This window comes from Micromonospora sp. R311 (assembly GCF_056780015.1).
Window position 1 is genome coordinate 160,178 of record NZ_JBSWCE010000001.1, and the last position, 25,796, is coordinate 185,973.

Annotated in this window: 22 protein-coding genes; 17 read left to right on the top strand and 5 right to left on the bottom strand. The window is 73.7% G+C overall.

The genetic code is table 11. The annotated features are described in order from the left end of the window. The first annotated feature begins 107 nt into the window (after positions 1-107). The 3 genes from AC1WTP_RS00760 to AC1WTP_RS00770 all read left to right on the top strand — a co-directional run bounded on the left by AC1WTP_RS00760 (position 108) and on the right by AC1WTP_RS00770 (position 4,979). Positions 108-1,223, top strand: a complete 1,116-nt coding sequence (locus AC1WTP_RS00760; protein ID WP_481647293.1) for a DUF4185 domain-containing protein — start codon at positions 108-110, stop codon at positions 1,221-1,223. 97 nt (positions 1,224-1,320) lie between these two features. Further along, complete coding sequence (locus AC1WTP_RS00765) at positions 1,321-3,141, top strand: glycoside hydrolase family 3 protein (RefSeq protein ID WP_481647294.1); 1,821 nt, start codon at positions 1,321-1,323, stop codon at positions 3,139-3,141. 8 nt (positions 3,142-3,149) lie between these two features. Next, a complete protein-coding gene (locus AC1WTP_RS00770; protein WP_481647295.1) occupies positions 3,150-4,979 on the top strand; it encodes a serine hydrolase domain-containing protein in 1,830 nt (609 codons plus the stop codon). Between the two features lie 132 nt (positions 4,980-5,111). Here AC1WTP_RS00770 and AC1WTP_RS00775 read toward each other — a convergent pair whose 3' ends face one another. Continuing rightward, the gene (locus AC1WTP_RS00775; protein ID WP_481647296.1) at positions 5,112-5,267 is read right to left on the bottom strand and encodes a hypothetical protein; all 156 of its coding nucleotides are present in this window, start codon (positions 5,265-5,267) and stop codon (positions 5,112-5,114) included. A gap of 746 nt (positions 5,268-6,013) precedes the next feature. Between AC1WTP_RS00775 and AC1WTP_RS00780 the strand changes: the two genes are divergently transcribed. Next, positions 6,014-6,526: a winged helix-turn-helix domain-containing protein gene (locus tag AC1WTP_RS00780; RefSeq protein ID WP_481647297.1), complete on the top strand. Its 513-nt coding sequence runs from the start codon at positions 6,014-6,016 to the stop codon at positions 6,524-6,526. Between the two features lie 94 nt (positions 6,527-6,620). On the opposite strand, the gene AC1WTP_RS00785 is transcribed toward AC1WTP_RS00780, so the two are convergent. Then, complete coding sequence (locus AC1WTP_RS00785; protein ID WP_481647298.1) at positions 6,621-10,991, bottom strand: S8 family serine peptidase; 4,371 nt, start codon at positions 10,989-10,991, stop codon at positions 6,621-6,623. 331 nt (positions 10,992-11,322) lie between these two features. On the opposite strand from AC1WTP_RS00785, the gene AC1WTP_RS00790 reads away from it, so the two are divergent. Further along, complete coding sequence (locus AC1WTP_RS00790; protein ID WP_481647299.1) at positions 11,323-11,556, top strand: hypothetical protein; 234 nt, start codon at positions 11,323-11,325, stop codon at positions 11,554-11,556. Positions 11,557-11,659: 103 nt separating this feature from the next. After that, the gene (locus AC1WTP_RS00795; RefSeq protein ID WP_481647418.1) at positions 11,660-11,875 is read left to right on the top strand and encodes a helix-turn-helix domain-containing protein; all 216 of its coding nucleotides are present in this window, start codon (positions 11,660-11,662) and stop codon (positions 11,873-11,875) included. A 40-nt stretch (positions 11,876-11,915) separates the two neighbouring features. Here the strand turns inward: AC1WTP_RS00795 and AC1WTP_RS00800 are convergent, their stop codons facing one another. Further along, the gene (locus AC1WTP_RS00800; RefSeq protein WP_481647300.1) at positions 11,916-12,812 is read right to left on the bottom strand and encodes an AurF N-oxygenase family protein; all 897 of its coding nucleotides are present in this window, start codon (positions 12,810-12,812) and stop codon (positions 11,916-11,918) included. Between the two features lie 48 nt (positions 12,813-12,860). Here AC1WTP_RS00800 and AC1WTP_RS00805 point away from each other — a divergent pair, with 48 nt between their 5' ends. From AC1WTP_RS00805 to AC1WTP_RS00825, 5 genes are all read left to right on the top strand, one after another. Continuing rightward, positions 12,861-13,577, top strand: coding sequence for a TetR family transcriptional regulator (locus tag AC1WTP_RS00805; RefSeq protein WP_481647301.1), 717 nt, complete (start codon positions 12,861-12,863; stop codon positions 13,575-13,577). 76 nt (positions 13,578-13,653) lie between these two features. Further along, a complete protein-coding gene (locus AC1WTP_RS00810; protein ID WP_481647302.1) occupies positions 13,654-13,962 on the top strand; it encodes a DUF4873 domain-containing protein in 309 nt (102 codons plus the stop codon). Further along, entirely contained in the window at positions 13,952-14,824 is an 873-nt protein-coding gene (locus AC1WTP_RS00815; RefSeq protein WP_481647303.1) for an SDR family oxidoreductase, read from the top strand. Before AC1WTP_RS00810 ends, AC1WTP_RS00815 begins: the two co-directional genes overlap by 11 nt. Continuing rightward, positions 14,821-15,648, top strand: a complete 828-nt coding sequence (locus AC1WTP_RS00820) for an alpha/beta fold hydrolase (protein ID WP_481647304.1) — start codon at positions 14,821-14,823, stop codon at positions 15,646-15,648. The genes AC1WTP_RS00815 and AC1WTP_RS00820 overlap by 4 nt, the downstream gene beginning before the upstream one ends. 185 nt (positions 15,649-15,833) lie before the next feature. Further along, a complete protein-coding gene (locus AC1WTP_RS00825; protein ID WP_481647305.1) occupies positions 15,834-16,820 on the top strand; it encodes a helix-turn-helix domain-containing protein in 987 nt (328 codons plus the stop codon). A gap of 55 nt (positions 16,821-16,875) precedes the next feature. Here AC1WTP_RS00825 and AC1WTP_RS00830 read toward each other — a convergent pair whose 3' ends face one another. Beyond that, positions 16,876-17,763 carry an SDR family NAD(P)-dependent oxidoreductase gene (locus AC1WTP_RS00830; protein WP_481647306.1) on the bottom strand — a complete coding sequence of 296 codons (888 nt, stop codon included), beginning with the start codon at positions 17,761-17,763 and terminating at the stop codon, positions 16,876-16,878. Positions 17,764-17,777: 14 nt separating this feature from the next. Next, positions 17,778-18,785: an alcohol dehydrogenase catalytic domain-containing protein gene (locus AC1WTP_RS00835; protein WP_481647307.1), complete on the bottom strand. Its 1,008-nt coding sequence runs from the start codon at positions 18,783-18,785 to the stop codon at positions 17,778-17,780. A gap of 355 nt (positions 18,786-19,140) precedes the next feature. Between AC1WTP_RS00835 and AC1WTP_RS00840 the strand changes: the two genes are divergently transcribed. The 6 genes from AC1WTP_RS00840 to AC1WTP_RS00865 all read left to right on the top strand — a co-directional run bounded on the left by AC1WTP_RS00840 (position 19,141) and on the right by AC1WTP_RS00865 (position 25,731). Next, positions 19,141-19,845: a dihydrofolate reductase family protein gene (locus AC1WTP_RS00840; protein ID WP_481647308.1), complete on the top strand. Its 705-nt coding sequence runs from the start codon at positions 19,141-19,143 to the stop codon at positions 19,843-19,845. Between the two features lie 41 nt (positions 19,846-19,886). After that, a complete protein-coding gene (locus AC1WTP_RS00845; protein ID WP_481647309.1) occupies positions 19,887-20,903 on the top strand; it encodes a glycosyltransferase in 1,017 nt (338 codons plus the stop codon). Positions 20,904-21,137: 234 nt separating this feature from the next. After that, the gene (locus AC1WTP_RS00850) at positions 21,138-22,343 is read left to right on the top strand and encodes a D-alanyl-D-alanine carboxypeptidase family protein (protein ID WP_481647310.1); all 1,206 of its coding nucleotides are present in this window, start codon (positions 21,138-21,140) and stop codon (positions 22,341-22,343) included. 51 nt (positions 22,344-22,394) lie between these two features. Next, positions 22,395-23,444, top strand: a complete 1,050-nt coding sequence (locus tag AC1WTP_RS00855; protein ID WP_481647311.1) for a zinc-dependent alcohol dehydrogenase family protein — start codon at positions 22,395-22,397, stop codon at positions 23,442-23,444. Between the two features lie 62 nt (positions 23,445-23,506). Continuing rightward, entirely contained in the window at positions 23,507-24,106 is a 600-nt protein-coding gene (locus AC1WTP_RS00860) for a TetR/AcrR family transcriptional regulator (protein WP_481647312.1), read from the top strand. Next, on the top strand, positions 24,103-25,731 hold the full coding sequence (locus tag AC1WTP_RS00865; protein WP_481647313.1) for an acyl-CoA dehydrogenase family protein: 1,629 nt from the start codon (positions 24,103-24,105) through the stop codon (positions 25,729-25,731). Before AC1WTP_RS00860 ends, AC1WTP_RS00865 begins: the two co-directional genes overlap by 4 nt. The last annotated feature ends 65 nt before the right edge of the window (positions 25,732-25,796 follow it).

The following is a 25,796-nucleotide window of genomic DNA, read 5'->3' on the forward strand; positions in this document are numbered from 1 at the left end:
GAGACGTACCACGACGACTGTCAATGGAATCTCGAAATTTTCCGGCAGAGCGGGAAGGGAACTCTGAAGACATCCTTCGTCCGTCCACCGCCCGCTTGACTACCGCCATGACCATCGATCGCCGCACACTGCTCGGAAGGGTCGCCGCGGTCGGCGCGGCCGCGGCCGTCGGGCCGATCCTGGCCCCCGCCGCCGCCCGGGCCGCCACCTGGAAGAAGCGCCTCACCGGCGCCGACCTGGACACCAACCACCGGTGGCAGGTCGCCGGCACCGACCTCGGCATCCCGTACGTGCTGGAGAACGGCTCCATCGGATACCTCTTCGGCGACACCTTCAACACCCCGTGGCCGGAGGGTCCACCGCTGCCCAACGACTGGCGCTCCCCGGTGATGCTGCGCTCCAACGTCCACCCCGGCGCCGCCGGTGGGGTCGTCTTCGACAGCGCCGCCCGGGTGGCCGGCAACGGCCGCGCCCCGGAGCTGATGCACAACGGCCACAACGGAGTCGGCATCGACGGCCTCTGGGAGGTGACCGTCATCCCCAACGACGGCATCAGCTTCCCCGAGACCGGCCGCCAGCTCGTCTCGTACATGAGCATCGAGAACTGGGCCTCCGCCGGCCCCGCCGGGCCGCACTGGCGGTCGCGCTACGCCGGACTGGCCTACAGCGACAACGGCAACGACTTCATCCGTACGCCGCTGAAGTGGTGGAACAACGGCGCCAACACCGACCCGTTCCAGATGTGGACGATGCAACGCGACGGCGACTGGGTGTACGTCTTCTCGGTGCGCTCCGGGCGCCAGGACGGACCGATGATGCTGCGCCGGGTCCGCTGGGACCGGCTGTTCCACCCCGAGTCCTACGAGGGCTGGGGCTGGAACGGCAGCACCTGGGGCTGGGGCCGTCCGTGCACGCCGGTCCTGACCGGCCGGTTCGGCGAGCCGTCGGTGCGGCGGCTCGCCGACGGCACCTGGGTGATGGCCTACCTCAACTGCGTCACCGGTTGCATCGTCACCCGCACCGCGGGCGGGCCGGACCAGGTCTGGACGGCCGAGAAGGTGCAGGTCACCCCCGGGCAGGAGCCCGGGCTCTACGGCGGCTTCATCCACCCCTGGTCCAGCCGGCGGGCCAACGACCTGCATCTCCTGGTGTCGAAGTGGACCAGGACGCCCGACGGCCGGAGCACGGCGTACCACGTCAGCCAGTTCGTCGGGTCCGCCTGACCACCCGCCCGCACCCGCTCCGGATGTAGCAAACCTTCTTGACGATTAATCGAAGTGTAGCTAAGTTTCAGCCATCCGGACTGAGAGGCCGTCGTCTATGAAGACTCGACTCGGCACCGCGACCGTCCTGGTGGCCGCCCTCGCCACCTCCCTCGCACCGCTCCCCGTCCAGGCCACCGCCGCCTCCACCGCCGGGCTTCCGCCGGCCGCCGAGCACGGCTGGGTCACCTCGACGTTGCGCCACATGAGCCTGGAGCAGAAGGTCGGCCAGCTTTTCGCCACCTACGTCTACGGCGGCGACGCCACCGCGCCGACGGCCGCGGACCGGGCCGCCAACCGGGCCGCGTTCGGCGTCGAGACGCCGGCCGAGGTCGTCGAGGAGTTCCACCTCGGCGCGGTCTGCTACTTCTCCTGGTCGCACAACCTGGACAGCCCTCGCCAGATCGCCACCCTCTCCAACGGCCTGCAACGGGCCGCCCTCGGCGACGGCGGCAAGGACCGGGTGCCCCTGCTGATCTCCACCGACCAGGAGCAGGGCGTGGTGCTGCGGATGCCCGCACCCGCCGCCCAGTTCCCCGGCTCGATGGCCCTGGGCGCCGGCCGGTCACCCGAGGCGGCACGGACGGCGGCGGAGATCACCGGGCGCGAGCTGCGCGCGGTCGGCATCCACCAGCCGTACGCGCCGATCGCCGACGTCAACGTGGACCCGGCCAACCCGGTGATCGGCGTCCGGTCCTTCGGCGCCGATCCCACCCTGGTGGCCGAGTTGACCGCCGCGCAGGTCACCGGGTTCCAGGACGACGCCGGGGCGACCGCGGTGGCCAAGCACTTCCCCGGCCACGGCGACACGGCCACCGACAGCCACACCGGCCTGCCGGTGATCGACCACAGCCGCGAGGAGTGGGACCGGATCGACGCGCCGCCGTTCCGGCGGGCGATCAGCGCGGGCGTCGAATCGATCATGACCGCGCACATCGTGGTGCCCGCGCTCGACCCGTCCGGCGACCCGGCGACGTTGTCGCCGACGATCCTCTCCGGCGTGCTGCGGGGCGAACTCGGCTTCCGCGGCGTCATCGTCACCGACGCGCTGAACATGGCCGGCGTGCGGCAGAAGTACGGCGACGAGCGGGTGCCGGTGCTGGCGCTCAAGGCCGGCGCCGACCAGCTCCTGATGCCACCGAACCTGCGGCTGGCCCGGGACGCGGTGCTGCGGGCGGTGGCCACCGGCGAGCTGACCGAGCGGCGGATCGACGAGTCGGTCCGGCGCATCCTCGCCATGAAGTACCGGCAGGGCCTGGCCCGGTCCCCGCTGGTCGACGTCGAGGCGGCGGTACGCACCGTCGGAGCGGCCGAGCACGTCGCCGCCGTCGCCCGGGTCACCGATCCGACGCTCACCGCGGTGCGCAACGACGCCGGGCTGCTGCCGCTCGCCCGCGCGGACCGGTCGGTGCTGGTCACCGGCTGGAACAGCGCCGCCTTCGCGCCGGTCGCGACGGTCGCCGACGGGTTCGCCGCCCGCGGCGCCCGGGCCACCGCCCGACCCGCGACCCTGCCGTCCGACCAGGTGATCGCTGCGACCGCCGCCGCGGCGGCCGACCACGACCTCACCGTCGTGCTGGTGAACAAGGCGTGGGACGTCGAGATCACCGACCCGCGCGGCAGCCAGCGGCGGCTCGTCGCGGCGCTGCTGGCCACCGGCAGGCCCGTGGTCGTGGTGGCGGTCCGGGACCCGTACGACATCGCGCACCTGCCGGGCGTCTCCACCTACCTGGCGACCTACTCGTACACCCGGGCGGCGATGGACGCTCTCGTCCGCGCGCTGCACGGCGAACTGTCCCCCGGCGGGCGGCTGCCCGTCACGATCCCGGCGGCCGGCGGGGCGGTGCTCTACCCCTACGGCCACGGGCTGACCTGGTAGGAGGGACCATGGCCGAACCCACCGTCCGCGCCGCCTCGGCGGCCGCGTGGCCACGGCGGGCCGTGGCGCTCGGACTGGCCGCGGCCGTGCTGGGCGCGGCGCTCCCGGCCACCGGGGCGTCCGCCGCCGAGCGGCCCCCGGCCGGCTCCGCGCCGCCGGCCGTCACCCCCGCCGACCTCCAGTTCCGCCACGACACGCTGCGGCCGGGCAGCGCCGCGGAGGTGGGGCTGCTCCCCGAGCACGTGGACCGGATGCCCGCCGACCTGGCGGCATACCTGGAGCCGACCCCGGACCACCCCGGCCATCCCACGTTCGCGGGTGCCGTCGTCCTGGCGGCCAAGGACGGCGTGGTGGTGCAGCACGCGGCGGTCGGGGCGGCGGTGCGGTACTCCGCCGTCGGGCCGCCGCCCGGGCTGGTCGGGGTGGAGCTTCCCGCCGACCAGCAGCTCCCGATGCGACCCGACACCATCTTCGACCTGGCCTCGGTGTCGAAGCTGTTCACCACCATCGTGGTGATGCAGCAGGTCGAGCGGGGACAGGTGGAGCTGGACGCGCCGGTCGCCCGGTACGTCCCGGAGTTCGCCGCCGGCGGCAAGGCGGCGGTCACCGTACGCATGCTGCTCACCCACACCTCCGGGCTGCCCGCGTTCACGCCACTGTGGAGCCGTTACCCGACGCCGGCCGAGCGGTTCGCCGCGGCGCTGGCCACCCCGCTCGCGGCCGGGGCGACCCCCGGCACCCGGTACGTCTACTCCGACCTGGGGCTGATCGCGCTCGGCGTGCTGGTGGAGCGGGTGACCGGCCGGTCGTTGGCCGACCTGGTCCACGACGGGGTGACCGCGCCCCTGGGCATGCCCGACACCGGTTACAACCCGGGGCCGGAGCGCCGGTCGCGGATCGCCGCGACCGAGTACCAGCCGTACGCCGGGCGCGGCATGGTGTGGGGCGAGGTGCACGACGAGAACGCCTGGTCGCTCGGCGGGGTGGCCGGGCACGCGGGCGTCTTCTCCACCGCGGCGGACCTGGCCGTGCTCTGCCAGTCACTGCTCAACGGCGGCGAATACCGCGGGCAGCGGATCCTGCGGCCCGACACGGTGCGCGCGATGCTGGTGAACTACAACGCGCCGCTGGAGCAGGCCTATCCGGAGAGCGACCGCGGGCTCGGCTTCGAGCTCAACAAGCACTGGTACATGATGGGGCTCTCCTCCCCGGTGACGTTCGGGCACACCGGCTTCACCGGCACCTCCCTGGTGATCGACCCGCTCGCCCACTCGTTCCTCATCCTGCTCAGCAACCGGGTGCACCCCGACCGCGGCTGGGGCAGCAACAACGTCGCCCGGCGCGCCGTCGCGCGGGATCTCGCCGAGGCGATGCCGGTGCGGCCCCGGTCGCGCGAGGCCTGGCGGGCCGACCCGCGCGACCTCGCGACGGTCACCCTCACCGCCCCGCTGCGCCGGGCGGCGCGCGGTGGCACGGCGAGTTTCCTGCTCTGGTACGACACCGAGCCGCGCTACGACAGCGCCCGGTTCGAGGTCTCCACCGACGGCGGCGCGACCTGGGCGCCGACCCGGATGCTGCTCCGCCACGGCGACCAACGCTGGACCAGCGACGGCGCGGTCACCGGCTACGGCGGCCGGGTCTGGTGGCAGGCGTCGGTGGAGCTGCCCGAGCAGGCGACCCACCTGCGCTGGAGCAGCAGCACCGACGTCTCCAGCCAGGGCCGGGGGGTCTACGTCGACCGGATCGTCGCGGCGGACCGGGACGGCCCGCTCTTCCTCGGCGAGGGCCGGGACGCCGGTCGGATCGTCGCCGACGGGTGGTCGCCCGCCCGTAGCTGACCAGCCCGGCCGGCCGTCCCCGGGGTCGGCCCGCGCACGCCGCCGTCCCCGTTGGTCCCGCGCACGCCGCCGGCGCCGGCCGGCGGCGTGCTGGACGGTCGACGGCCGGGTCGACGGCCGTGGCCCCGGTCCTCAGGCCTGCGGCAGGTGGGCCTTGGCGTCCTCGTAGCTGGCGTCGCCGGCGGACGGGGCCGGGGCGTAGACCAGGTTGAGCACCCCGGTGGTGAAGGTCTGCGCCGAGAGCAGGGTGAGCGGGATCGGCGCCTCGCCCTCGTCGAACAGCCGCATCCGTTTCCTCGACGCCCCCGCGGTCGTCCACCGGGCAGCGTCGGCCCGCGGGTCACCCGGTCGCGACCGGACCGGCCGCCGCCCAGCCTAGAGCAGTCCCGGCCCCCGAGCGGGTGCCCGCCGGGCGGCTCACCGCGCCGTGGCGGCGGTTCCGGGCTCGCCGACGGCCGCGTCGGGGCGGGGAGCCGGAACTGCCCGGCGCCGCTTCCCGCCGTTGGCCGACCGCCATCGACAGCGGGAAGGACGTCAATGCGGTGTCGGAAATCCGTCGCGCGGTTTTCGACCCGGAAACGGATATTGTGAACCCGGCCCGCGCGCCACGCAGCGCAGCTGCGATATTGTTCCGGCACATCGAGCTGCATTACTATTTCAACCGTCTTCCGTCCTTCTGCGATATACCGCCGGGCGGGCCACCAGGCGCCTGGGCGATGCGACAGCCCACTGCACAGGAACAGCTCGGCGGCAGGCCGAGCCCGCGGCGCCGCCGGGCGGACGCCCGATCCGCGAGCAGGCCGAGCCACCTTCCGTCAGCCGACCCCCGACCCTCCGCAGCAGACGATCCGGTGAATTCGGTCAAGCCATGATGAAAACGTTTACAGCGCTGCGGCGACAATCTCGATCGCATTCATGGATGCCTTCGCGCAACTGTCTTTAACCGTACTGATACATGGCCTTACTAGGGTCTCAAATGATTGACGGACGTCGCGCGATGAGCGTCCCGAAATCGTGGGGGGAAGAGGTGGGGAATGAGGGGGATCCGGGTCGCGTCCCTGGCGATCGGCATTGCTTCCTCGCCGGCCGAGCGCCGGCAGCTCGCGCACCTGCTCGGCGGGTCGGAGGCGTTCCTGATCGTGTCCAGCGTCGACCAGGCGAGAAGGTTCCTCGACGTGGTCGAGCCGCCGCGCGAGGCGACGGTGGCGCCGCCGGACGGGGTGGTGCCGGCCGAGGCCGGGACGGATGCCGACACGCCACCGCCCGGCCTGACCGTCGACTCCGACCGACGGGTGCTGCGCTGGCTGGACCGCGAGATCGAGCTGACCCGGCTGGAACACGACCTGCTGCTGTGCCTGGTCGGCTCGCCCGGACGGGTCTGGACCTACGAACTGCTGCACCGCGAGGTCTGGGGCAACGAGCATCTCGGCCGCGGCTCCGACATGCACTCGGTGGTGCGGCGGGTACGGCGCAAGCTCGCCCGGCTGAACGCCTCGGCGACGATCCACGCGGTGCGCGGGGTCGGCTTCCGGCTCGCTCCGGTCTGACCATCGACGGCCGCCGCGGCTGGGGCCGCCGGACGTGGTGCGGCCCGCCTGGTGGGATCACCAGGCGGGCCGGACCGGTCAGGTGACGATCAGGTCAGCAGCGGATCGGGGACAGTGCGAAGTCCTCCACGGTGGGAGCGGTGGTGACGACCCTCGTCTGGCGCGTCTGGGGCTTCCAGCCGTCCTTGGCGACGATCATCGTCATCGGGTTGTTCCGGCGGTCCAGCCAGTAGGCGTACCTGCCCTCGGCGTCGGTGGCGAAGGTCCACGACATCGCCCACGAGTCGACCTGGACGACCGCACCGGGGAGCGGCGAGTTGACACCCTGGCAGCTCGTCCCGGTGACCGTACCCATCAGCTTGCCCCAGGTCTTCGGCGGATTGACGTTCATCGTCACCGCCACCGGCGGCACCGAGTACGGCGTGTTCTCCTTGATCCCGACCAAGGCGGTGTAGGCGCCCGGCTGGTCCACGTTCGCCGTCATCCCGACGGTGACCGTCACCTTCTCACCCGGCGCCAGCGTGGCCGACGTCTTGTCGATCGTCATCCAGCTGACGTCGGCCGCCGCCTCGGCGCACTCCTCGAACCCGGGCAGCACCTCGCTGTCCGGGGTCGCGGTGAAGCTGCCGGACGACCCACCGATCTTGTAGAAGCCGCACGCCGCGCCACCGCGGTACCGCGGCGTGTTGGCGTTCGGCAGAGTCGACCACGAGCTGGTGGCCGGGTCGTAGGCGAAGCCGGCGTTGGTGATGGCCCCACCCTGCGAACCGCCGACGACCAGGAGCCTGCCGTTGGCCACCGCGAACGAGCTGGCCCAGTTGTCGGCCGGCGCGTCCGCGATGGCGGTCCAGGCGTTGGCACCCGGGTCGAAGGCGTAGCTGGCCTTCTGCGACGCGGACCCGTCGTTGCCACCGGTGCAGTAGACGACGCCGTCGATCCCGCCACAGGAGGCGAAGGCCACCGACTTCGGGTAGTTGGGCAGCGTCTCCCAACTGTCGCCGGCCGGGTCGTACCGGACCACGCTGTTCGACATCGGCGTGCAGGCCGAGGTGGTGCAGCCGCCGATGGCGTAGAGCTTGCCGTCGACGACCGCCTGCCCGGCCGCGGAGCGCGCCGCGGGGTTGTCGGCCACCTTCGTCCAGGCGTTGGCCGCCGGGTCGTACGACCAGGTGGTGCCGGACGGGCCGGCCGCCGCCCAGCCGCCGGTCGCGATGATCTTCCCACCCGCGACGCCCACCGTCATGGCGTTGCGCGCCTCGGGAAGGTCGGCGATCGGCGCCCAGGTCTGCGCGACCGGGTCGTAGACGAAGTTCTTCGTCGTGGACGCCGACCCGTTGCCGCCGGCGATCGAGTACACCTTGCCGTCCAGGTTCACCACCCGGTTGTCCATCACGTTCGCCGGGTAGTCGGCGATGTCCGTCCACGGCGCGGCCTGCGGGCCGACCGCGGCGGACGTCGCGTTGCCCGACATGCCGGACGCCCTCGCCGCGAAGGACGTCGGGACGTCGAGCCGCTGCTCGGGCGCGCCGTCGGACCCGATCACCTGCTGCTCGGTCAACCGGGACCCGTCGGCCCGGAGGAGCTCGAACCCGCCTTCGCGCTCACTGAACTCGACGTCGACCGGCGCCCCGCCGGTGTTGGTCACCGTGAACGTCCTGCTGAGCTTGCCGGTGGGCATCTGGAGCGTCCCGCTCACCTGGGCCGGCTGCACCGACAGCCGGCCGGCCGCGAGCCGGAAGTTCGCCGCGGTCGCCCAGTCGGCCTGGACGTCCACGGTCTTGGTCTGGCTGACGTAGTTCCCGGCCGCCGCCGTGAACGGGTGCGGTCCGGTCAGCGAGGAGAAGAGCCAGTAGAAGCCGTCCGCCAGCTCGGTGTCGTCCGGGGTGGCCACGGTGGTGGCCTTCTCCGCCGGCCGGTCCTTGCTGGTGACGGTGGCGCCGTTGACGTAGCCGCTGTCGTTGGCGTCCCGGACGTGGCCGAGCACCAGCCCGCCGTTGGTCGGCCGGCAGATGACCTGGCTGCCGATCAGGACGTTGTCGACCTCCCACCACCACTCGAAGGAGGCGTCGTAGTAGTGGAAGCGGACCTGCACCTGCGCCTGCCCGGCGGCCTGCGGGATCGGGATCTCGGTCACCCGCGGTCCGCGTACGTCGGCCGCCTGCCGGAGCACGTTCGCCCAGGTGGCACCGCCGTCGACGCTGACGTCGACATCGGCGCGGTCCGGACCCAACCAGTTGAAGTCCTGGTTGAACCGGATCACCGGGGCCGCGACGTCGGTCAGGTCGACGACCGGGCTGACCAGGGACGTGTCCTGCCGTCCGCCGGAGCCGTAGTCGTCGCTGTCGATGATCGCGAAGTTGCCGGTGCCGCCGGTCAGGTTGCCGCGGTTGCCGTCGTCGGTGAACTTCCACACCTGACCGGTGCCCGCGTGGTCGACCACGGTCCAGCCGGCCGGCGCGGTGGTGCCGTCGAAGGTCTCGTACACACCGTCGGAGCCGAACGTGTAACCGGGTGCGGTCGTGCAGGCGTTCGGCTGCACCGGCACGGCGATGTTGGCGGTGACGTTGCCCGCCCCGACGACGACCTCCCTGGTCACCGTCTGGTAGCCCGGGTACTGCGCCTCGACCTTCAGCGTGTAGGTCGCTCCGGACGGCAGCGTGAGGCTGTAGCGGCCGTTGGTGGGCGCGGTGTAGTCGGACACCCCCGACGTGCCCACGACGCTCACCTTCGCGTAGAGGGGCCAGCCGTGTCCGGAGCCGTCGGTGACCGCCCCGCTGACCGTGACGCTCGGCACCGCCGTCAGCGCGACGTTGACCGTCGTGGTCGCGTTCCGGGTCACCGTCGCCGGCACCGTCCTGGGCTGGTAGCCGAACGCGGCGACGGCGACCTGGTAGTCGCCGACCGGGAGGAGCGAAGAGTACGTCCCGTCGGCCCCGGTGGTCAGCTGCCGGGACGCCGGGCCGGTCACGGTCACCGTGGCGTCCGCGACCGGGGCGCCGGTGGCCGCGTCGGTGACCGTGCCGGCCAGGGTGCCGGTGTCGCCGATCGGGGCGGCGTTGAGCAGCGCGAGGGCGTCCAGCCGGCCCTCGCCGAACACGTTGTTGTCGTCGGCGGTGCCGCCGCACTGGGCGTCTTCCTTGTCGACGGCGGTGTTGTCCAGTAGGGCACGGGTCGCGTCGACCTCACCGGCCAGCGCCGGCGCCGCCGACCAGAGCAGCGCGATCGCCCCCGCGAGGTGCGGGGCGGCCATGGAGGTGCCGCTGATGCTGCCGTAGCCGTTGCCCGGAATGCTGGAGCGGACGTTCACCCCGGGTGCCGAGATGTTGGGCTTGATCTGGCCGTTCTGCCCGGCGCCCCGGGCCGAGAAGCTGGCGATGTTGTTGTTGGCGTCGTACGCGCCGGAGGAGTAGTTGCTGGCCAGGCTGCCCGGCGAGCCGCTGGTCTGGCAGGCCGGGCCGCTGTTGCCGTTGGAGAAGACGCCGAAGATGCCCGACTCCGCCCAGGCCAGCGTCACGTCCTCCATGAACGGGTCGTTGGAGGGCAGCCGGGTGCCCCACGAGTTGTTGATGATGTTCGGCCGCTTGCTGGCGTCCGGGTTCTGGCCGTTGAGGTCGGTCGGCTCGAGCATCCACTGCCCGGAGTTGACCAGCGCCGCGTCGCTGGGGCAGCAGCCGTTCGCCGCGATCCACGTGACCTCGGGCGCGACGCCGATCTGGTTCGTCCCGTCGGAGCCGGCCATGGTGCCCATCGTGTGGGTGCCGTGACCGTCCCCGTCACACGGCGTGGCGCAGGTCCCGGCGGCGTTGAACCAGTTGTAGTTGTGGTCGAACGTGCCGTCGCCGTTGTTGCCGCGGTAGGAGTTCACCAGCGCCGGGTGGTCGAACTGCACGCCGGTGTCGATGTTGGCGATGGTGATGCCCTCGCCCTTGACGCCGTACTGGGACCAGACGTCGTCGGCGTTGATGTTCGCGATGCCCCACTCGAGGGCGTTCACGGTCTTCTCGTCGGTGCCCTTCGTGGTCTCGGGCACCTGGTAGACGACCGGGGCGTACAGGCCCTCCACCTCGGCGTGGGCGGCGATGTCCTGCGCCATCGCCAGCGAGCCGCTGCTGACCCTGATGGCGTTGGTCGCCCAGAAGGCCTGGTACTTCGCGCCGGCGCCGTCGAGCTCAGCCCGGATCTTGGCCTGGCTCTCGGCGGCGGTCTTCTTCAGCGCCTCCGCGACCGCGGTGCCCCGCTGCGCCCAGTCCTTGCTGCCCCTGGCCTGGCTGAGGTCAGCCCGGGCGGTGAAGCGGATCCAGAAGTCGGTCTCGCTCTTGCCTTCGAGCTGCTTGGCGAGATCGGGTCGGATCTTGTCCGAGGGTGAGGCCGCACCTGCTGCCGCCCCGGCCGGCGCCGCCTGCGCGCCAGTACCGGTCGCGGCCAAACCTGCCGCGGCGAGAACCATCGCCGCGGCGGCGCTCACCAGCGATCTGGCTGTGCGCCTCCTGTGTGGACGTCTGACCATCGGTGCTGCCTCCTTCAGAACGACCCAGAGTTGAGTGAGCCCTGGTGAGGCAGGAGGTGCGTTCCCTGTGGATGGATGCGGAACGACGGACCCCTCCGTGCCTCCCCAGGCACCGCGCGGGTCACGCCGGCTGCCCGACTGGACACTATGATCTAGCGGAAAGGACGATCAAGAACTTGCCGTGAGCAACTTGTCACTAACCGTTTGCTGACTGGCGGCAAGGTTGCCGAATATTGTCAGACGACGATGAAGCTGGGCAGTTGCTGCCCATCGTTTCCGGGCGGGTGCGGTGGCCGAGGACGACGCAAGCACTGTGCCGGGCGGGTCCGATCCGGCGGACGAACTGTTCCCGCTGCTGATCGCCGTGACCCCGTCGGCGGCCGAGCGGATCCGGCTCGCCGAGCGCCTCGACGGCATCGCGCCCCTGCTGCTCGTCGCCGACCTCGACGAGCTGCGCCGGCTGATCGCCACCCCGCGGCAGCTACGCGAACGGTCGTCCGCGCCGACGGGCCGCCGCCGCTGAGGCGGCCGAGAGCACCCTGCTCATCGACTCGGCGCGGTCCACCGCCCGGTGCCGCGGTCGGGAGGTCGGCCTGACCCGGCTCGAGCACGACCTGCTGACCTGCCTGACCACCGAGCCGGTGCGGGTCTGGAGCTACGCGGAGCTGCACCGGTCGGTCTGGCGGGACGAGGGGTTGCGGCGCAGGGCGGACGTCCAGTCGGTGGTGAAGCGGTTGCGACGCAAGCTCACCGACCTGGGCACCGGCGTCACCATCGACACGGTCCGCGGGGTCGGACTGCGGCTCACCGACCACCGGCGACCGAGGGTCGGTGGCGCCTGACGCCTGCCCGACTTGGGCAGCATGCGTCGCGCCGGGCCGGTCAGATGAGGCCGGCGCGGTTCCAGAGCAGCCGTCCCGGCCCGGCCACCAGCCCGAGGCCGGCCAGGTGGTCGTAGACCTTCGCCGCCGACCAGCGCAGGGTGGCGCGCCAGTGCGGGTTGGCCCGGGCGGCCGCGCGGCCGGCCGCCGGCGGAATGCCGACCGCGGCGTACGCGTCGGGATGGACCAGGCGGTCGGCGATCGCGCAGGCGGCGCGGCCGATCAGCAGCCGGGCGTACGACAGGCCCAGCGGCCCGGCGGCCTCGACCTGGCGGGTGAGTTCCGCGCGGGCGAACCGCACGTGCCGCGCCTCCTCGACCACGTGGATCCGCGACACCATCCGGATCAGCGGTTGCAGTGACTCGTCGGCCATGATCTCGCGCTGGAACGCGTCGAGGATCTCCTCGGCGATGAGGATCGCGGCGAACATCCGCGGGCCGCTGGCGGTGGCCTTGAGGAAGCGCCCGAGCGCGTGGTCGACCGGGCTCGCCCGGTAGACCGGGCAGCCCATCGCCTCGATGAGCCGGCCGAACATGATGGAGTGCCGGCACTCGTCGGCGACCTCGGTCAGCGCGTACTGGGCGTGCCGGCTGGTCGGGTCGGCGTCGTAGTAGTGCCGGATCAGCATCTGCATGAGGATCGTCTCGAACCACACCCCGGCGCTGGCCGCGCTGGCCACCTCGTGCTTGGTGAGCTCGACGCGCTGCTCCTCGCCGAGCCGGTCCCACAGCGGGGTGCCGTAGAGGCTGCTGCGGTGCGGCGGGAGCCAGTAGGCGCCGGGCACCGGCGGCGCGTCCCAGTCGATCTCGACGGTCGGGTCGTAGCTGGTCCGCAGCGAGGAGGTGAGCAGTCGCGCGGCGACCTCCTCGCGCTCCGGCCGAGCCGGTGTCATCTCCATGACGGCTCCATATTGACGTGACGCCCGGTAACTGTTACGAGTAGTAGCATGCAATCGCCCCTGACGGATGTCAATGGATCCGAGCCCTCCGGCGGTGCGCCCGCGACCCGGGCGAACGGCCGCCGGGATCGCTGGGCCGACCATCGGGAACAGCGCCGGCAGGAACTCATCGGGGCGGCCGTGCAGGCGTTGCTGCGGCACGGGCCGGGGGTCGACATGGGTCAGGTGGCCGCCACGGCCGGGGTGAGCAAGCCGGTCCTCTACCGCTACTTCGCCGACAAGTCACAGCTCTGGCTCGCCGTCAGCGAGGTGGTGGCCGCGCGGGTGGTCGACGCGATCGCGCCGGCGATCGAGCAGGTCCGCGAGGAACGGGGCCTGGTCGAGGCGACCATCGACGCCTACCTCGGGGTGATCGAGTCGGAGCCGACGCTCTACCGCTTCCTGATGCACCAGTCGAGCCACCCCGGCATCCACCAGGTGGTCGCCGGCACCAGCCGGCAGGTGGCGGCCGGGCTGGCCCGGGTGATCGGCGACCGGCTGCGCGCGCTGGGCCTCGACGCCGGTCCGGCGGAGCCATGGGCGTACGGCCTGGTCGGGTTCGTGCAGGCGGTCGGCGACTGGTGGACCACGAACGGGCAGCCGATCCGCCGGGCGGCCCTCACCGACTACCTGACCACGCTGCTGTGGAGCGGCATCGAAGGAGTGCGGCGCAGCGCCGACCTGCCGCGCGAGTTCACCCGCGCGCCCGAACGGGTCCGGCCGTGAACGAGCGGCGGCGGGCGAACCATCAGTTCAGCGCGTCGGAGCCGGATTCGGCCGCCGAGCGGAGCGAGGTGGCGGCATGAACTACCACGGCCCGGCGCACGTCGCGGGCGTGCCGGTCCGGGTGCACCTGAGCGGGCGGTGGGAGCCGGTCGACGGCCGCTACCACTGGGGTGGGCGGATCGAGCCCGAGCCGGAGGTGGCCCGGCTGGTCCGGTCCGGCCGGCGCGACGTGGAGCTGCGTATCGCCGACCGGCCCGGCCCGGCCCGGTTGGCCGAGGTCGACCCGTGGGGCGGCGTACGGATCACCGGCGTGGGCGGCCCCCCGTGGCCGTGCGCGCTGCCCGGCCGCGCCGGCCCGGATCCGGAGCGCGCCGATGCGCTATGACCTCGCGGGCAGGACGATCCTGGTCACCGGCGCGGCGCGCGGCATCGGGGCCGAACTGGCCCGCCGGGCGGCCGCCCGGGGTGCCCGCGTCGCGCTCGTCGGACTGGAACCCGACCTGCTGAAGCGGCTCGCCGCCGACCTCGACGCGCACTGGTACGAGTGCGACGTCACCGACCAGGCCGCGCTCGACGCCGCCGTGGCGTCCACGGTGGACCGGTTCGGCGGCGTCGACGTGGTGGTCGCCAACGCCGGCATCGCCAACCTCGGCACCGTCGCGCTCGGACCGGTCGACGCCCTGGTCCGTACCGTCGAGGTGAACCTCTGCGGCGCGATCCGCACCGTCAGCGCGGCGCTGCCCCACGTCACCGCCGCCCGCGGTCACGTCCTGCTCGTCTCGTCCGCCGCGGCCTTCACGGCGATGCCCGGCATGGCCGCCTACTCCGCGTCCAAGGCGGGCGTCGAACAGTTCGCCAACGTGCGCCGGCTGGAGACCCGCCGGCAGGGGGTCACCGTCGGCACCGCGCACCCGATCTGGATCGACACCGACCTGGTCCGGGACATCCGCGACGATCTGGCGTCGTTCCGCGACACGCTGCGCCGGCTGCCGCGGCCGCTGTCCACCGTGGTGCCCGTCGAGCGGTGCGCCCACGCCCTGGTGCGGGGCATCGAGCGCCGCCGGCGCAAGGTCTACGTGCCGCGCTCGCTCGCCGTGGTGCAGGCGCTGCGACCGGTCGTGTCGAGCGGCCTCACGGACGCGCTGGTCACCCGGCTGGGCGGCCGCACCCTGGTCGACCAGATGGAGGACGAGGTGCGCCGGCTCGGGCGCTCCTTCGGCCGGACCTCGGTGGGAGGGCAGCCATGAAGGTCCACTTCCGGCGGGCGGGCAGCGGTGCGCCGCTCGTGCTCATCCACGGCATCGGCCACCGCCACCAGGCGTGGGAGCCGGTCTTCGACCGGCTCGCCGCGCACCACGAGGTGATCGCGCTCGACCTGCCCGGTTTCGGCGACTCACCGGTGCCCGACGCCGGCATGCCCGCCGACATGGCCGGCACCGTCGCCGCGATCCTGCCGGTGCTGACCGGGTGGGGACTGGAGCGTCCGCACGTGGCCGGCTACAGCCTGGGCGGGGCGATCAGCCTGGAACTCGCCGCCGCCGGCGCGGTCGCCTCGGCCACCGCCCTCTCCCCCGCCGGTTTCTTCACCCCGGCCGAGCGGCGGCGGGCCCTGGCCATCCTCACGCTGCTGCGTGCCAACTCGTACCTGCCCACCCCGATCATGCGGCTCGCGCTGCGGTCGGCGTACCTGCGGGCGATGTGCTTCGCGCCGCTGGTGGCGCGGCCGCGGCTGCTGGACTTCGACCGCGCGCTGGGCGACGCGCTCGCGTTGCGGCGGGCGGTCGGCTTCCGCACCGTGGCCCGGGCCGCCCGCGACTACCGCTTCGACGGCGCCCGGCTGGCCGGGACGACGGCGCCGGTGACCATCGGCTGGGGCGACTGCGACCGGATCTTCGGCGTCCACCAGGCCGAGCGCGCCCGGGCCGGGCTGCCGGCGGCCCGGGTGGTGACCCTGCCCGGCTGCGGGCACGTGCCGATGAGCGACGACCCGGACCTGGTCGCCGCGCTCATCCTGGAGACCACCGGTGCGCTGCCCCGCACCGAGCGGCGGGACCCGTCCGTCGCCGCGTAGCGGCCCTGGATCCCGCCGCCGCTCCCCTCGACCGGGGCAGCCCGCCGTTCGCCCTGCCCGCCGGGCGCCGCCGACCCGGGCTTTCCCGAGCGAGCTGGTAGGTTTGACGCCGCAATCGGCGCTGAGCTGCGGAGACGCCGCCCCGGCGCCGGCACCCCGGACCGAAGCAGACAGATGACGCACACGTGCCCCAGAACCGCCCGCCGACCGGCCCGGGACCGTTGATCCCCGCCGCTCGCCAGGCGGGCGCCGGCCAGCGGGACGAGCCCTTCGCCCGCAGCCGGGAGGCCGAGCACGCCCTTCCCTCGCACCGGTTGCTGTGCAGCAGCGAGCTGGGGTGGCGCGGCCTGCTGGCCCGCAGCTACCGGGACCCGGCGCAGGCCGAGGAGTTCCGCACCGCCCAGTCGCCCGACCTGCTGTTCGTGCTGGTGACCAGTGGGACCTACCTGATCGAGAGTCGCCGGGGCGGTCGCTGGCGTCGCGCGGCCTACCACCCCGGCTCCGTCGGCCTCATCGCGCCGGGCAACGCGAGTGTGCTCCGCTGGCGGTCGACCTCCGGGCAACCGATGGAGTCGCTGCACGTGCACCTGGACGCGGGCCTGCTGGCGGAGACGGGGCGCGAGCTCGGTGGCGGCCGGGTCCGGTCCGGGTACGCCGCGTTCCCGGACGCGCTGTCCCTGGACGACCCGCTGGTGTCGGCGGCCGGAACCATGGTGCTGAAGGCCCTGCGCCAGCAGGCGCCGCCGCTGTACGCCGACTCGTTGGCGCAGATGCTCGCCACCCACCTGCTGTACCGGGGAGCGTTGGAGTCACCGGCCGATGCCGTCCGGTCGGGCCGGCTCGGGGCGGTGCGGCTGCGCCGCGTCACCGAGTACATGCACGAACACCTGCGGCACGAGGTCAGCCTCGACGACCTCGCCGCGCAGGCGAACGTCAGCAAGTACCACTTCCTGCGCATGTTCGCCCGGGAGACCGGCTTCACGCCGCACCGCTACCTCACCCGGCTGCGGATGCGGCACGCGGCCGGCCTGCTCCGGGACACCGACCAGACCGTGCTGCAGATCGCCCTCGCCTGCGGCTACCACAGCCCCGGCCAGTTCGCGGCGGCCTTCCGCCGCGAGTACGGGCGCTCGCCGTCCCGGTTCCGGACGGACCGCACCGGGCCCGGCTGACCGGCGGGAGGCGCGGCGCTTGGCGCGCGCACCCGCCGGTCCAGCCGCGCTCGCGTCAGGCGCGCGGGTGCAGGAGGTCGTCGAGACCGACGCGGGTGAGGAACTCGACGCGGATCCGGTCGGCGACCGCGCTGACCACCTCGGCGCCGTCGTCGGCGGGGTCGACGTGGACCCGGAACGGACGCCTGCCGTGCGGGGTGCCGACCACCCGCACCACCGCGGCGGCCACCTCGCCGACGTCGGCGTCGGCCGGGGCCAGGGCGGCCAACCGCTGCGACACCTGCTCCATCAGCCCGCCGTAGCGCTCCTCGTACGCCTTCACCGTGTCGGCGTCCGCGGGGCGCCCGCTGTTCGCGAAGTGGTTCGTGCCGTGGGTGAAGGCACCCGGTACGACGATGGTGGTCTCGATGCCGAACCGGGCCAGCTCCGCGGCGTAGCTGACCGCGAGGGCGTCCATGCCGGCCTTCGCCGCGAAGTACGGCGCGAGGTAGGGCGGGGTGCCGCCGCGGGTGCTGCTGCTGCCGATCCAGACCAGCAGGCCACGGCCCTGGGCCCGCAGGTGCGGCAGCGCCGCCCGGTTGACCCGCTGGGTGCCCAGCACGTTGACGTCGTAGACGTGGGCGATCTCCTCCGGGGTGAACGCCTCGGTGGGACCGGTGACCATGTGGCCGGCGTTGTGGATCAGCACGTCGAGGGTTCCGTGCGCGGCGAGGATCGCCGCGACGGCCGCGTCGGCCGACTCCTGCGACTGCACGTCGAGTTCGATCGTGCGCAGGTCCACCCCGTTGGCCTCGGCGAACGCGGCGGCCTCCGCGACGGCCGGGGCGTTGCGCCCGGTGGTGGCGCGCATGCTGGCGTAGACGGTGTGGCCGGCGTCGGCCAGCGCCCGGGCGGTGAGCGCACCGAAGCCGCTGGACGCGCCGGTGACCAGGATGACGGACATGTTCTCCACTCCACTCAGAAGGCGATGACCCGGCGACCGGCGCTGCCCCCGGCGGCCATCGCTACGAGGGCCTTGGGAGCGTCGCCGAGCGGGATCGGGGTGACGTCGGGAACGATCGCGTGGGTCGCCGAGAAGGCGAGGGTGTCGCGCAGGTCGTGCGGGGAGCCGGACGGGTTGGCCATGACCCGCAGCCGGTTGAGCACCATGGGCTGGGTCGGCAGGAGCAGCGGGCTGTTGTCGTAGCCGCAGAGCACCAGCGTGCCGTCCGGGGCGAGCCCACCGAACGCCGCCGCCGCGGCCGCCGTCGACGGGGCCGCGTTGAGGACGACGTCGGCGCCGCCGTCCCACCTCTTGAGCGCCGCGGCCGGATCGGTCTCGTCGGTCGACACGTACCGCTCCGCACCGAGCGCCCGGGCGTGCTCCTCGGACCTCCGCGACTGGCCGATGACGGCGACCCGGGCGCCCATCGCGACGGCGTAGCGGATCGCCAGCGCGCCGATCCCGCCGGACCCGATGACCGCGACGCGGCTGCCCGCCCGGACGCCCCCCTGCCGTAGCCCGTTGAACGCGGTGATCCCGGCGCACATCAGCGGGGCGGCCGCGACCGGGTCCAACCCGGCGGGCAGCGGGGTGACGAACCCCGCTTTGAACACCGCGTACTCCGCGTAGCCGCCGTCGGCGACGATGCCGGTGATCCGCTTGCTCGGGCAGAGGATCTGCTCGCCGCGGACGCAGTGGTCACAGTGCCCGCACGAGTCGTACAGGAACTGCGCGCCGACCGCGGTCCCCACCGCCGGCCAGGTGACTCCCGACCCGACGGCCTCGACGATCCCGGTGACCTCGTGGCCGGGCACCACCGGGAACCGGGCGAACGGGAAGTGCCCGCGGAGCAGGTTGAGGTCCGTGAAGCAGACGCCGCACGCGGTGATCCGGACGAGCACCTCGCCCGGTCCGGGGGTGGGCACGTCACGCTCGACGACGGACAGCGGGGCGTCCACCCCGGTTGCTACAGCGGCAAACATCGGCACTCCAACTCACATCGGCCCGCCGGGGTGGCTCGGTGGGCGGGCGTTGACACGGCGGTCGGTAAACCGGACGGCGGATGGCGCGCGGACGGCACGACCGGCACCCCGAGGCGGTGGCCCCGGAGCGCTCCCCAGTCTGGGTCGGGCCCGCGGTCATGATCGACCTGAGGATTGCGCGATCAGCGCCGGAAATTGCGCTCCTCGGCAATGGCGGACCCTCGGCCCGGCCGCCCTTCGGGCCGGGTGTGACCGTCGTCACGCAGCCGTGCTGTCGGGGTCTCCCGGTCGGCTCCGACCTGTCAGCGAGCAGGCACCCGGAGGGGGTGTCGACGATCGGGAGGAACGTGCCGAGATGACGAAGGTGACCGCCCAGCTGTCGGTGTCGGTGGACGGGTTCTACGCCGGGCCGCGGCACACCGGCGACGGCGACTGGATGACGTCGGCCGAGAGCGCGGGGTTCTTCCGGGTGACCCGGTGGGTGACCGACGCGATGGCGTGGCGCGAACGGCAGGGCTTCGCCGGCGGCGAGCGGGACACGAACTCCGACGTGGTCGCCGAGTCGTTCGCGGCGGCCGGCGCGTACGTGATGGGGCGGCGGATGGCCGACGGGGGCGAGGTGCCCTGGGGCGAGGAGCCGCCGTTCCGCGCGCCGGTCTTCGTCGTCACGCACCGCGCCCGCCAGCCGCTGATGCGCAGCGGCGGCACCAGCTTCACCTACGTCACCGACGGCGTGGCCAGCGCGGTCGAGCAGGCACGGGCCGCGGCCGGTGGCAAGGACGTCGCCGTGGCCGGCGGCGGCAGCCTGGTGCGGCAGGTGCTCAAAGCCGGCCTGCTCGACGAGTTGGAGCTGCACGTCGTGCCGGTCGTGCTCGGCACGGGTCTGCGGCTGTTCGACGCCGACCTCGACCTGGGCGACAAGGAGGCGGTCGAGCTGACGCCGACCCGGGTCATCCCGACGCCGCAGGTCACCCACATCCGTTACGCGGTGCGCGGCCGCGCCCCGCTGGTGCTCGACGACCGGGGCAGCGGTGGCGGCCCGACGATCGTCACGCCGTGACACCGCCGTCGAGCCGGGCGGTCGGGATAGGGTTCGTCGGCATGCGCGTGCTGTTCGCCAGCCTTGCCTCGGTCGGCCACACCTATCCCCTGGTCCCGCTCGCGGTCGCCGTCCGGGAGGCCGGACACGAGGTGCACTTCGCCGCCGGCGAGGCGGTGCACGCACCGCTGGCCGCGAACGGGCTGGGACCGTTCCGTCCCGCGGACGCGTTCTACGAGCTGTACGCCGAGGACCTCGAGCCGGAACTGGCGCGGGTGCGGCCCCACCTGGTCATCCACGGGTGGGGCGTGCCGGGGGCGGCCGTCGCCGCGCGCCGCGCCGGCGTTCCGAGCATCTGGCACGGCTTCGGGCGGATGTTCCCGGACGGGATCGGCCTCGAACCGCCCGGGAGGAACCCCGAGACCGCCGGACGGCCGCACCTCGACATCTGTCCACCGTCCCTACAGGACCGGGACTTCCTCGCGACGGAGCAGCGGATCGAGCTGCGGCCGGTGCCCTGGTCCGCGCCGGCCGCACCGCCCACCAGGGACGACCACCGCACCTCCCAGCCGCTGATCTACCTGACGCTCGGTACCGCGTTCGGCACCGCGGAGCTGCTCAGGGCGGCCGTCGCTGGGTTGGCGACGCTGGGCGCGCGGGTGGTGGTTGCCGCCGGCCGGGTGCCCCCGGAGCAGCTCGGTGACCTGCCGGGCAACGTCACCGTGCAGCCCTGGGTGCCGCAGGCGGAGCTGCTGCCGCACGTCGACGTGGTGGTGCACCACGGCGGCAGCGGCACCACCCTCGGGGCGCTCACCGTCGGCGCTCCGCAGCTGATCCTGCCCCAGGGAGCCGACCAGTTCGCCAACGCCGACGCGCTGACCGCCACTGGGGCGGCGTTGCGCCTGCTGCCCGCCGAGCTGAGCGCGGACGCGATCGCCGAGCAGGCCCGACGGCTGTTGCCGCGGCGGGGACATGCCGGCCACCGCGACGCGGCGCGCGCGATCGCCGAGGAGATCAGCCGCATGCCCTCCCCGGCCCAGGTCGCCCGCCACCTGCCGGAGCACGCCCGGCGGGAGTGAGTCGGCACACCGGACACCGGCGGTCGGGCGGCGGAGCCCGGCGCTCCGGACAGCGACCGAAACGGGAAGCAGTGCCGTCGCGGGGCGGTTGGGTGCGATTCGGCGCACTCCCGCCCACCAGGGTGCGGGCCCGCGACAGCGACGGAACCTGGCGGACCGGGATCAGCAGCGCCGTCGCACCGCTTTCCGCCAATCGGAACTCGGCGGCCGGCCCGACGATTACCGTACGTAAACGTGACCATCTCTTCGGTTACCGCAGCGGCGCTCAGCGCCCTCCTGGTCCTGCCCGGCGTCGCGGTCGCGCCACCGACCCCGGCCGACGCCGCGCCGTACGTGCCGTGCCCGACGGTGAAGCCGCCGGTGCCGCCGCCCGCCGCGCCGTCGCCGCCACCGGTCGGTCCCGCCGAGCGGGCGGTCGGCGGGCCGGCGCTGGCGACGGCGGGGCTGGCCGTTCCAGCGGGCGCGCCGAAGGCGCCGGCGGTGACCGCCACCTCGTGGCTCGTGGCCGACCTCGGCAGCGGTGCGGTTCTGGGCGGCTGCGGTCCGCACGAGCACCGGACGCCGGCCAGCGTGCAGAAGCTGCTGCTGGCGGCGGCCCTGATGCCGCGCCTCGATCCGGCCCAGATGGTCGAGGTGACCCGGGCGGATCTGCGCGACCTCGACCCGGAGAGCTCGCTGATGGGGGTCGTCGCGGGCGGCCGGTACTCGGTCGAGAGCCTGTGGCTCGGGCTCCTGCTCAAGTCGGGGAACGACGCGGCCAACGTGCTCGCGCGCCTCGGCGGCGGCGGCGCCGGTCGGCCGGGCGGCGTGCAGGCGATGAACGACGAGGCGCGCCGGCTGCGCGCGCACCAGACGCACGCGGTGACGCCCTCGGGCCTGGACGGGCCCGGTCAGTACACCAGCGCGTACGACCTCGCGCTGATCGCCCGGGCCGCCTTCGCCCGCGAGGACTTCTGCCGGTACATCGCGACCACGGTGGCGCAGATACCGGCACAGCCGACCAACCCCGGCTTCGCGATCGTGCACGACAACACCCTGCTCGGGAAGTACCCCGGGACGGTCGGTGGAAAGACGGGCTTCACCGACCTGGCGCGGCAGACGTACGTCGGCGTGGCCGAACGCGGCGGCCGGCGGCTCGCGGTGACCCTGCTCGGCGCGGAGACCGCTCCACTGGGCAGCCTGGGAGAAGCGTCCGCCCTGCTCAACTGGGGTTTCGACCTTCCTCGCGGTGCGTCCGTCGGGCACCTGGTCGCGCCCGAGGAGAAGAAGTACGAGCAGCCCGTGGTTCCGGTCAAGGGCGAGCGCGACGGTGCGGCCGCCGAATCGTCGTCGCCGTTGCTCGCCGCGCTCGGTCTCGGCGCCGCCCTCGTCGTGGCCGTCCTGTTCCTGGCGGTTCCGTGGTGGCGCAGGGTCGCGCGGCGGGAGACCGACCGACCGTAGCGCGCCCGGGGTGGGCCGCCGGCGGGCCGGCGGCATGTGAGGATGCCGCGCATGCGTGCGGTGATCTTCGACGAGTTCGGTGCCCGACCCGAGGTCCGCGACGTGCCGGACCCGGCGCCACCGCCCGGGGGCGCGGTCATCCGGGTCGAGGCGACCGGGTTGTGTCGCAGCGACTGGCACGGCTGGCAGGGACACGACCCGGACATCCGCCCGCCGCACGTCCCCGGCCACGAGTTCGCGGGCGTGGTCACGGCGGTCGGCGCGGGCGTACGCGGCTGGCGGCCCGGTGACCGGGTCACCGCGCCCTTCGTCTGCGCCTGCGGTCGGTGCCCGGCCTGCCTGGCCGGCGACCAGCAGGTCTGCGAGCGGCAGACGCAGCCGGGCTTCACCCACTGGGGCTCGTTCGCGGAGTACGTGGCGGTGCGGGACGCCGAGGTCAACCTGGTCCGGCTCCCGGACGACCTGGACCACCCGGCCGCGGCGGCGCTCGGCTGCCGGTTCGCCACGGCGTTCCGGGCCGTGGTCAGTCAGGGACGGGTCGCGGCGGGCGAATGGGTGGCGGTGCACGGGTGCGGCGGCGTGGGGCTCTCCGCGGTGATGATCGCGGCGGCCTGCGGCGCGCGGGTGGTGGCGGTCGACATCGCCCCCGGCGCGCTCGAACTGGCCCGCGGTTGCGGGGCGACGGTCTGCCTGGACGGCGGTGCCCTCGCCGGACCCGGCGCGGTGGCCGCGGCCGTGCGGGAGGCGACCGGCGGCGGCGCCCACCTGTCCCTCGACGCGTTGGGCAGTCACGCCACCTGCACCGCCTCCATCGAGAGCCTGCGGCGGCGCGGGCGGCACGTGCAGGTCGGGCTCCTCCCCGCCGCCCAGGGCCGCCCGGCCCTGCCGATGGACCTCGTCATCGCGTACGAGTTGGAGCTGCGGGGCAGTCACGGCATGCCCGCGCACGCCTATCCCGAACTGCTCCGGCTGGTCACCGCCGGCGTGCTGCGCCCCGCCGAACTGGTCACCCGGACCATCGGCCTGGCCGAGGCGCCCGATGCGTTGGCCGCGATGGACCGGCCCGCCGCCGGCGGGATGTGCCTCATCCGTCCACACTGACCCCGCGCGCCGGGCGGGCCGGCACCTTGTGGCCAAGGATTGAATGGTGATTCAATCCTTGCGTGGTCTACCGGAGCACCGAGCGGGTCAAGGCGCGGCTGAGCGCGTCGCGGGAGCGGATCATCACCGCCGCGCTCGAGATCATGGCCGGCGCCGGGTACGCCGGCTGCTCGGTGGCCGCCGTCGCCGAGCGGGCCGGCGTGGCGACCGGCACCGTCTACCGCCACTTCCCCGCCAAGGCGGACCTGTTCGCCGAGGTGTTCCGCACCGCCTCGCGGCGCGAGGTGGACGCGGTCGCGCGCGCCGCCGCGCTGGAGACCACCGCCGCCGAGCAGGTCTCCGCCGTCGTCGAGACGTTCTCCGGTCGGGCGCTGAAGTCCCCGCGGTTGGCGTACGCCCTGCTCGCCGAGCCGGTCGACCCGGCGGTCGACGCCGAGCGGCTCGTCTTCCGCCGCGCGTACGCCGACCTGATCGCCGGTTACGTCGCGGCGGGCGTGGCGGGCGGCGAGCTACCCCCGCAGGACCCGGAGCTGACCGCGACCGCTCTGGTCGGCGCCCTGGCCGAGGCCATGGTCGGTCCACTCGCGGCCGGGGTCGCCGGCCCGGACACCATCCCCAACCTGATCACGTTCTTCCACCGCGCGCTTGGAGTATCGCCGTGACGACGCACGAGGTCCTCAACCAGGTTCCCCCGCTGGTCGGCTACGACGCGGCGGACGACCCGGCACTGCTCGACGGGCTCGCCCGGGAGGGCGCCGGGTGGGCCGCCGCCGAGCTGCACGAACTCGGCCGGCTCGGCGGCGCCGGGGAGGCGATCGAGCACGGCCGGCTGGCGAACGAGCACCCGCCCGTCCTGCGCACCCACGACCGCTACGGCCACCGGATCGACGAGGTGGAGTTCCACCCGGCCTGGCACGAGCTGATGCGCACCGCGGTCGCGCACGGGCTGCACGCCGCGCCGTGGGCGGACGAGCGGCCGGGCGCACACGTGGCGCGGGCGGCCAAGTTCTACACCTGGCGCCCCGACGCCGGGCACGGCTGCCCGATCTCGATGACCTACGCGGCGGTGCCGGCGCTGCGGCACGACCCGCAGCTGGCCGCGCGGTACGAGCCGCTGCTCACCGCCACGACGTACGACTTCGGGTTGCGCCCGCCGCTGGCCAAGCAGGGGCTGCTGGCCGGCATGTCGATGACGGAGAAGCAGGGCGGCTCGGACGTGCGGGCCAACGCCACCACCGCCCGCCCCGGGCCGGACGGCACCTACCGGCTCCTCGGGCACAAGTGGTTCACCTCGGCGCCGATGTGCGACATCTTCCTCACCCTCGCCCAGGCGCCCGGCGGGCTCACCTGTTTCCTCGTCCCGCGGGTCCTGCCCGACGGCGCCCGCAACCCGATGCGGCTGATGCGCCTGAAGGACAAGCTGGGCAACCGGTCCAACGCCTCCGCCGAGGTCGAGTACGAGCACGCGGTGGCCTGGCGCGTCGGCGACGAGGGCCGTGGCGTGCGCACCATCATCGACATGGTCAACCTGACCCGCCTCGACTGCGTCATCGGCGCGGCGGCGGGGATGCGTCAGGGCGTGCTCACCGCCGCTCACCACGCCACCCACCGGCAGGCCTTCGGCCGGTACCTCGTCGACCAGCCGCTGATGCGCAACGTCCTCGCCGACCTCGCGGTCGAGTCCGAGGCCGCCACCGTGCTGATGATGCGGCTCGCCGGGGCGACCGACCGGTCCGCCCGCGGGGACGCCGACGAGACCGCGTTCAAACGGCTCGCCCTGGCCGTCGGCAAGTACTGGGTCTGCAAGCGCTGGCCGGCGCACGCCGCCGAGGCCCTCGAATGTCTGGGCGGCAACGGCTACGTCGAGGAGTCCGGCATGCCACGACTGTTCCGGGAGTCGCCGCTGAACTCGATCTGGGAGGGCTCCGGCAACGTCGCCGCGCTGGACGTGCTGCGCGCTCTGGCCAGGGAACCCCAGGTCATGGCGGCGTTCCAGGCCGAGGTGAGCGCCGCCGCCGGCGCCGACGCGCGGCTCGACGCCGCGGTCCGCCAGGTGCGGGCCGACCTGTCCGACCACGACGACCTCGAACTGCGGGCCCGCCGCGTCGTCGAACGGCTCGCCCTGGTGCTGCAGGGCTCGCTGCTGGTGCGCCACGGCCACCCCGCCGTCGCCGACGCCTTCTGCGCCTCCCGGCTCGGCGGCGACCACGGCCAGGCGTTCGGCACCCTGCCCAGCGGGGTCGACTTCGCCGCGATCATCGACCGCGCGGTGCCCAAGGTGGGCTGACCCGGACGACGCCGCGGCGATGAGCGCGACGGCCACCGCCGGGCGCGGGGCCTGGAAATGCGGCG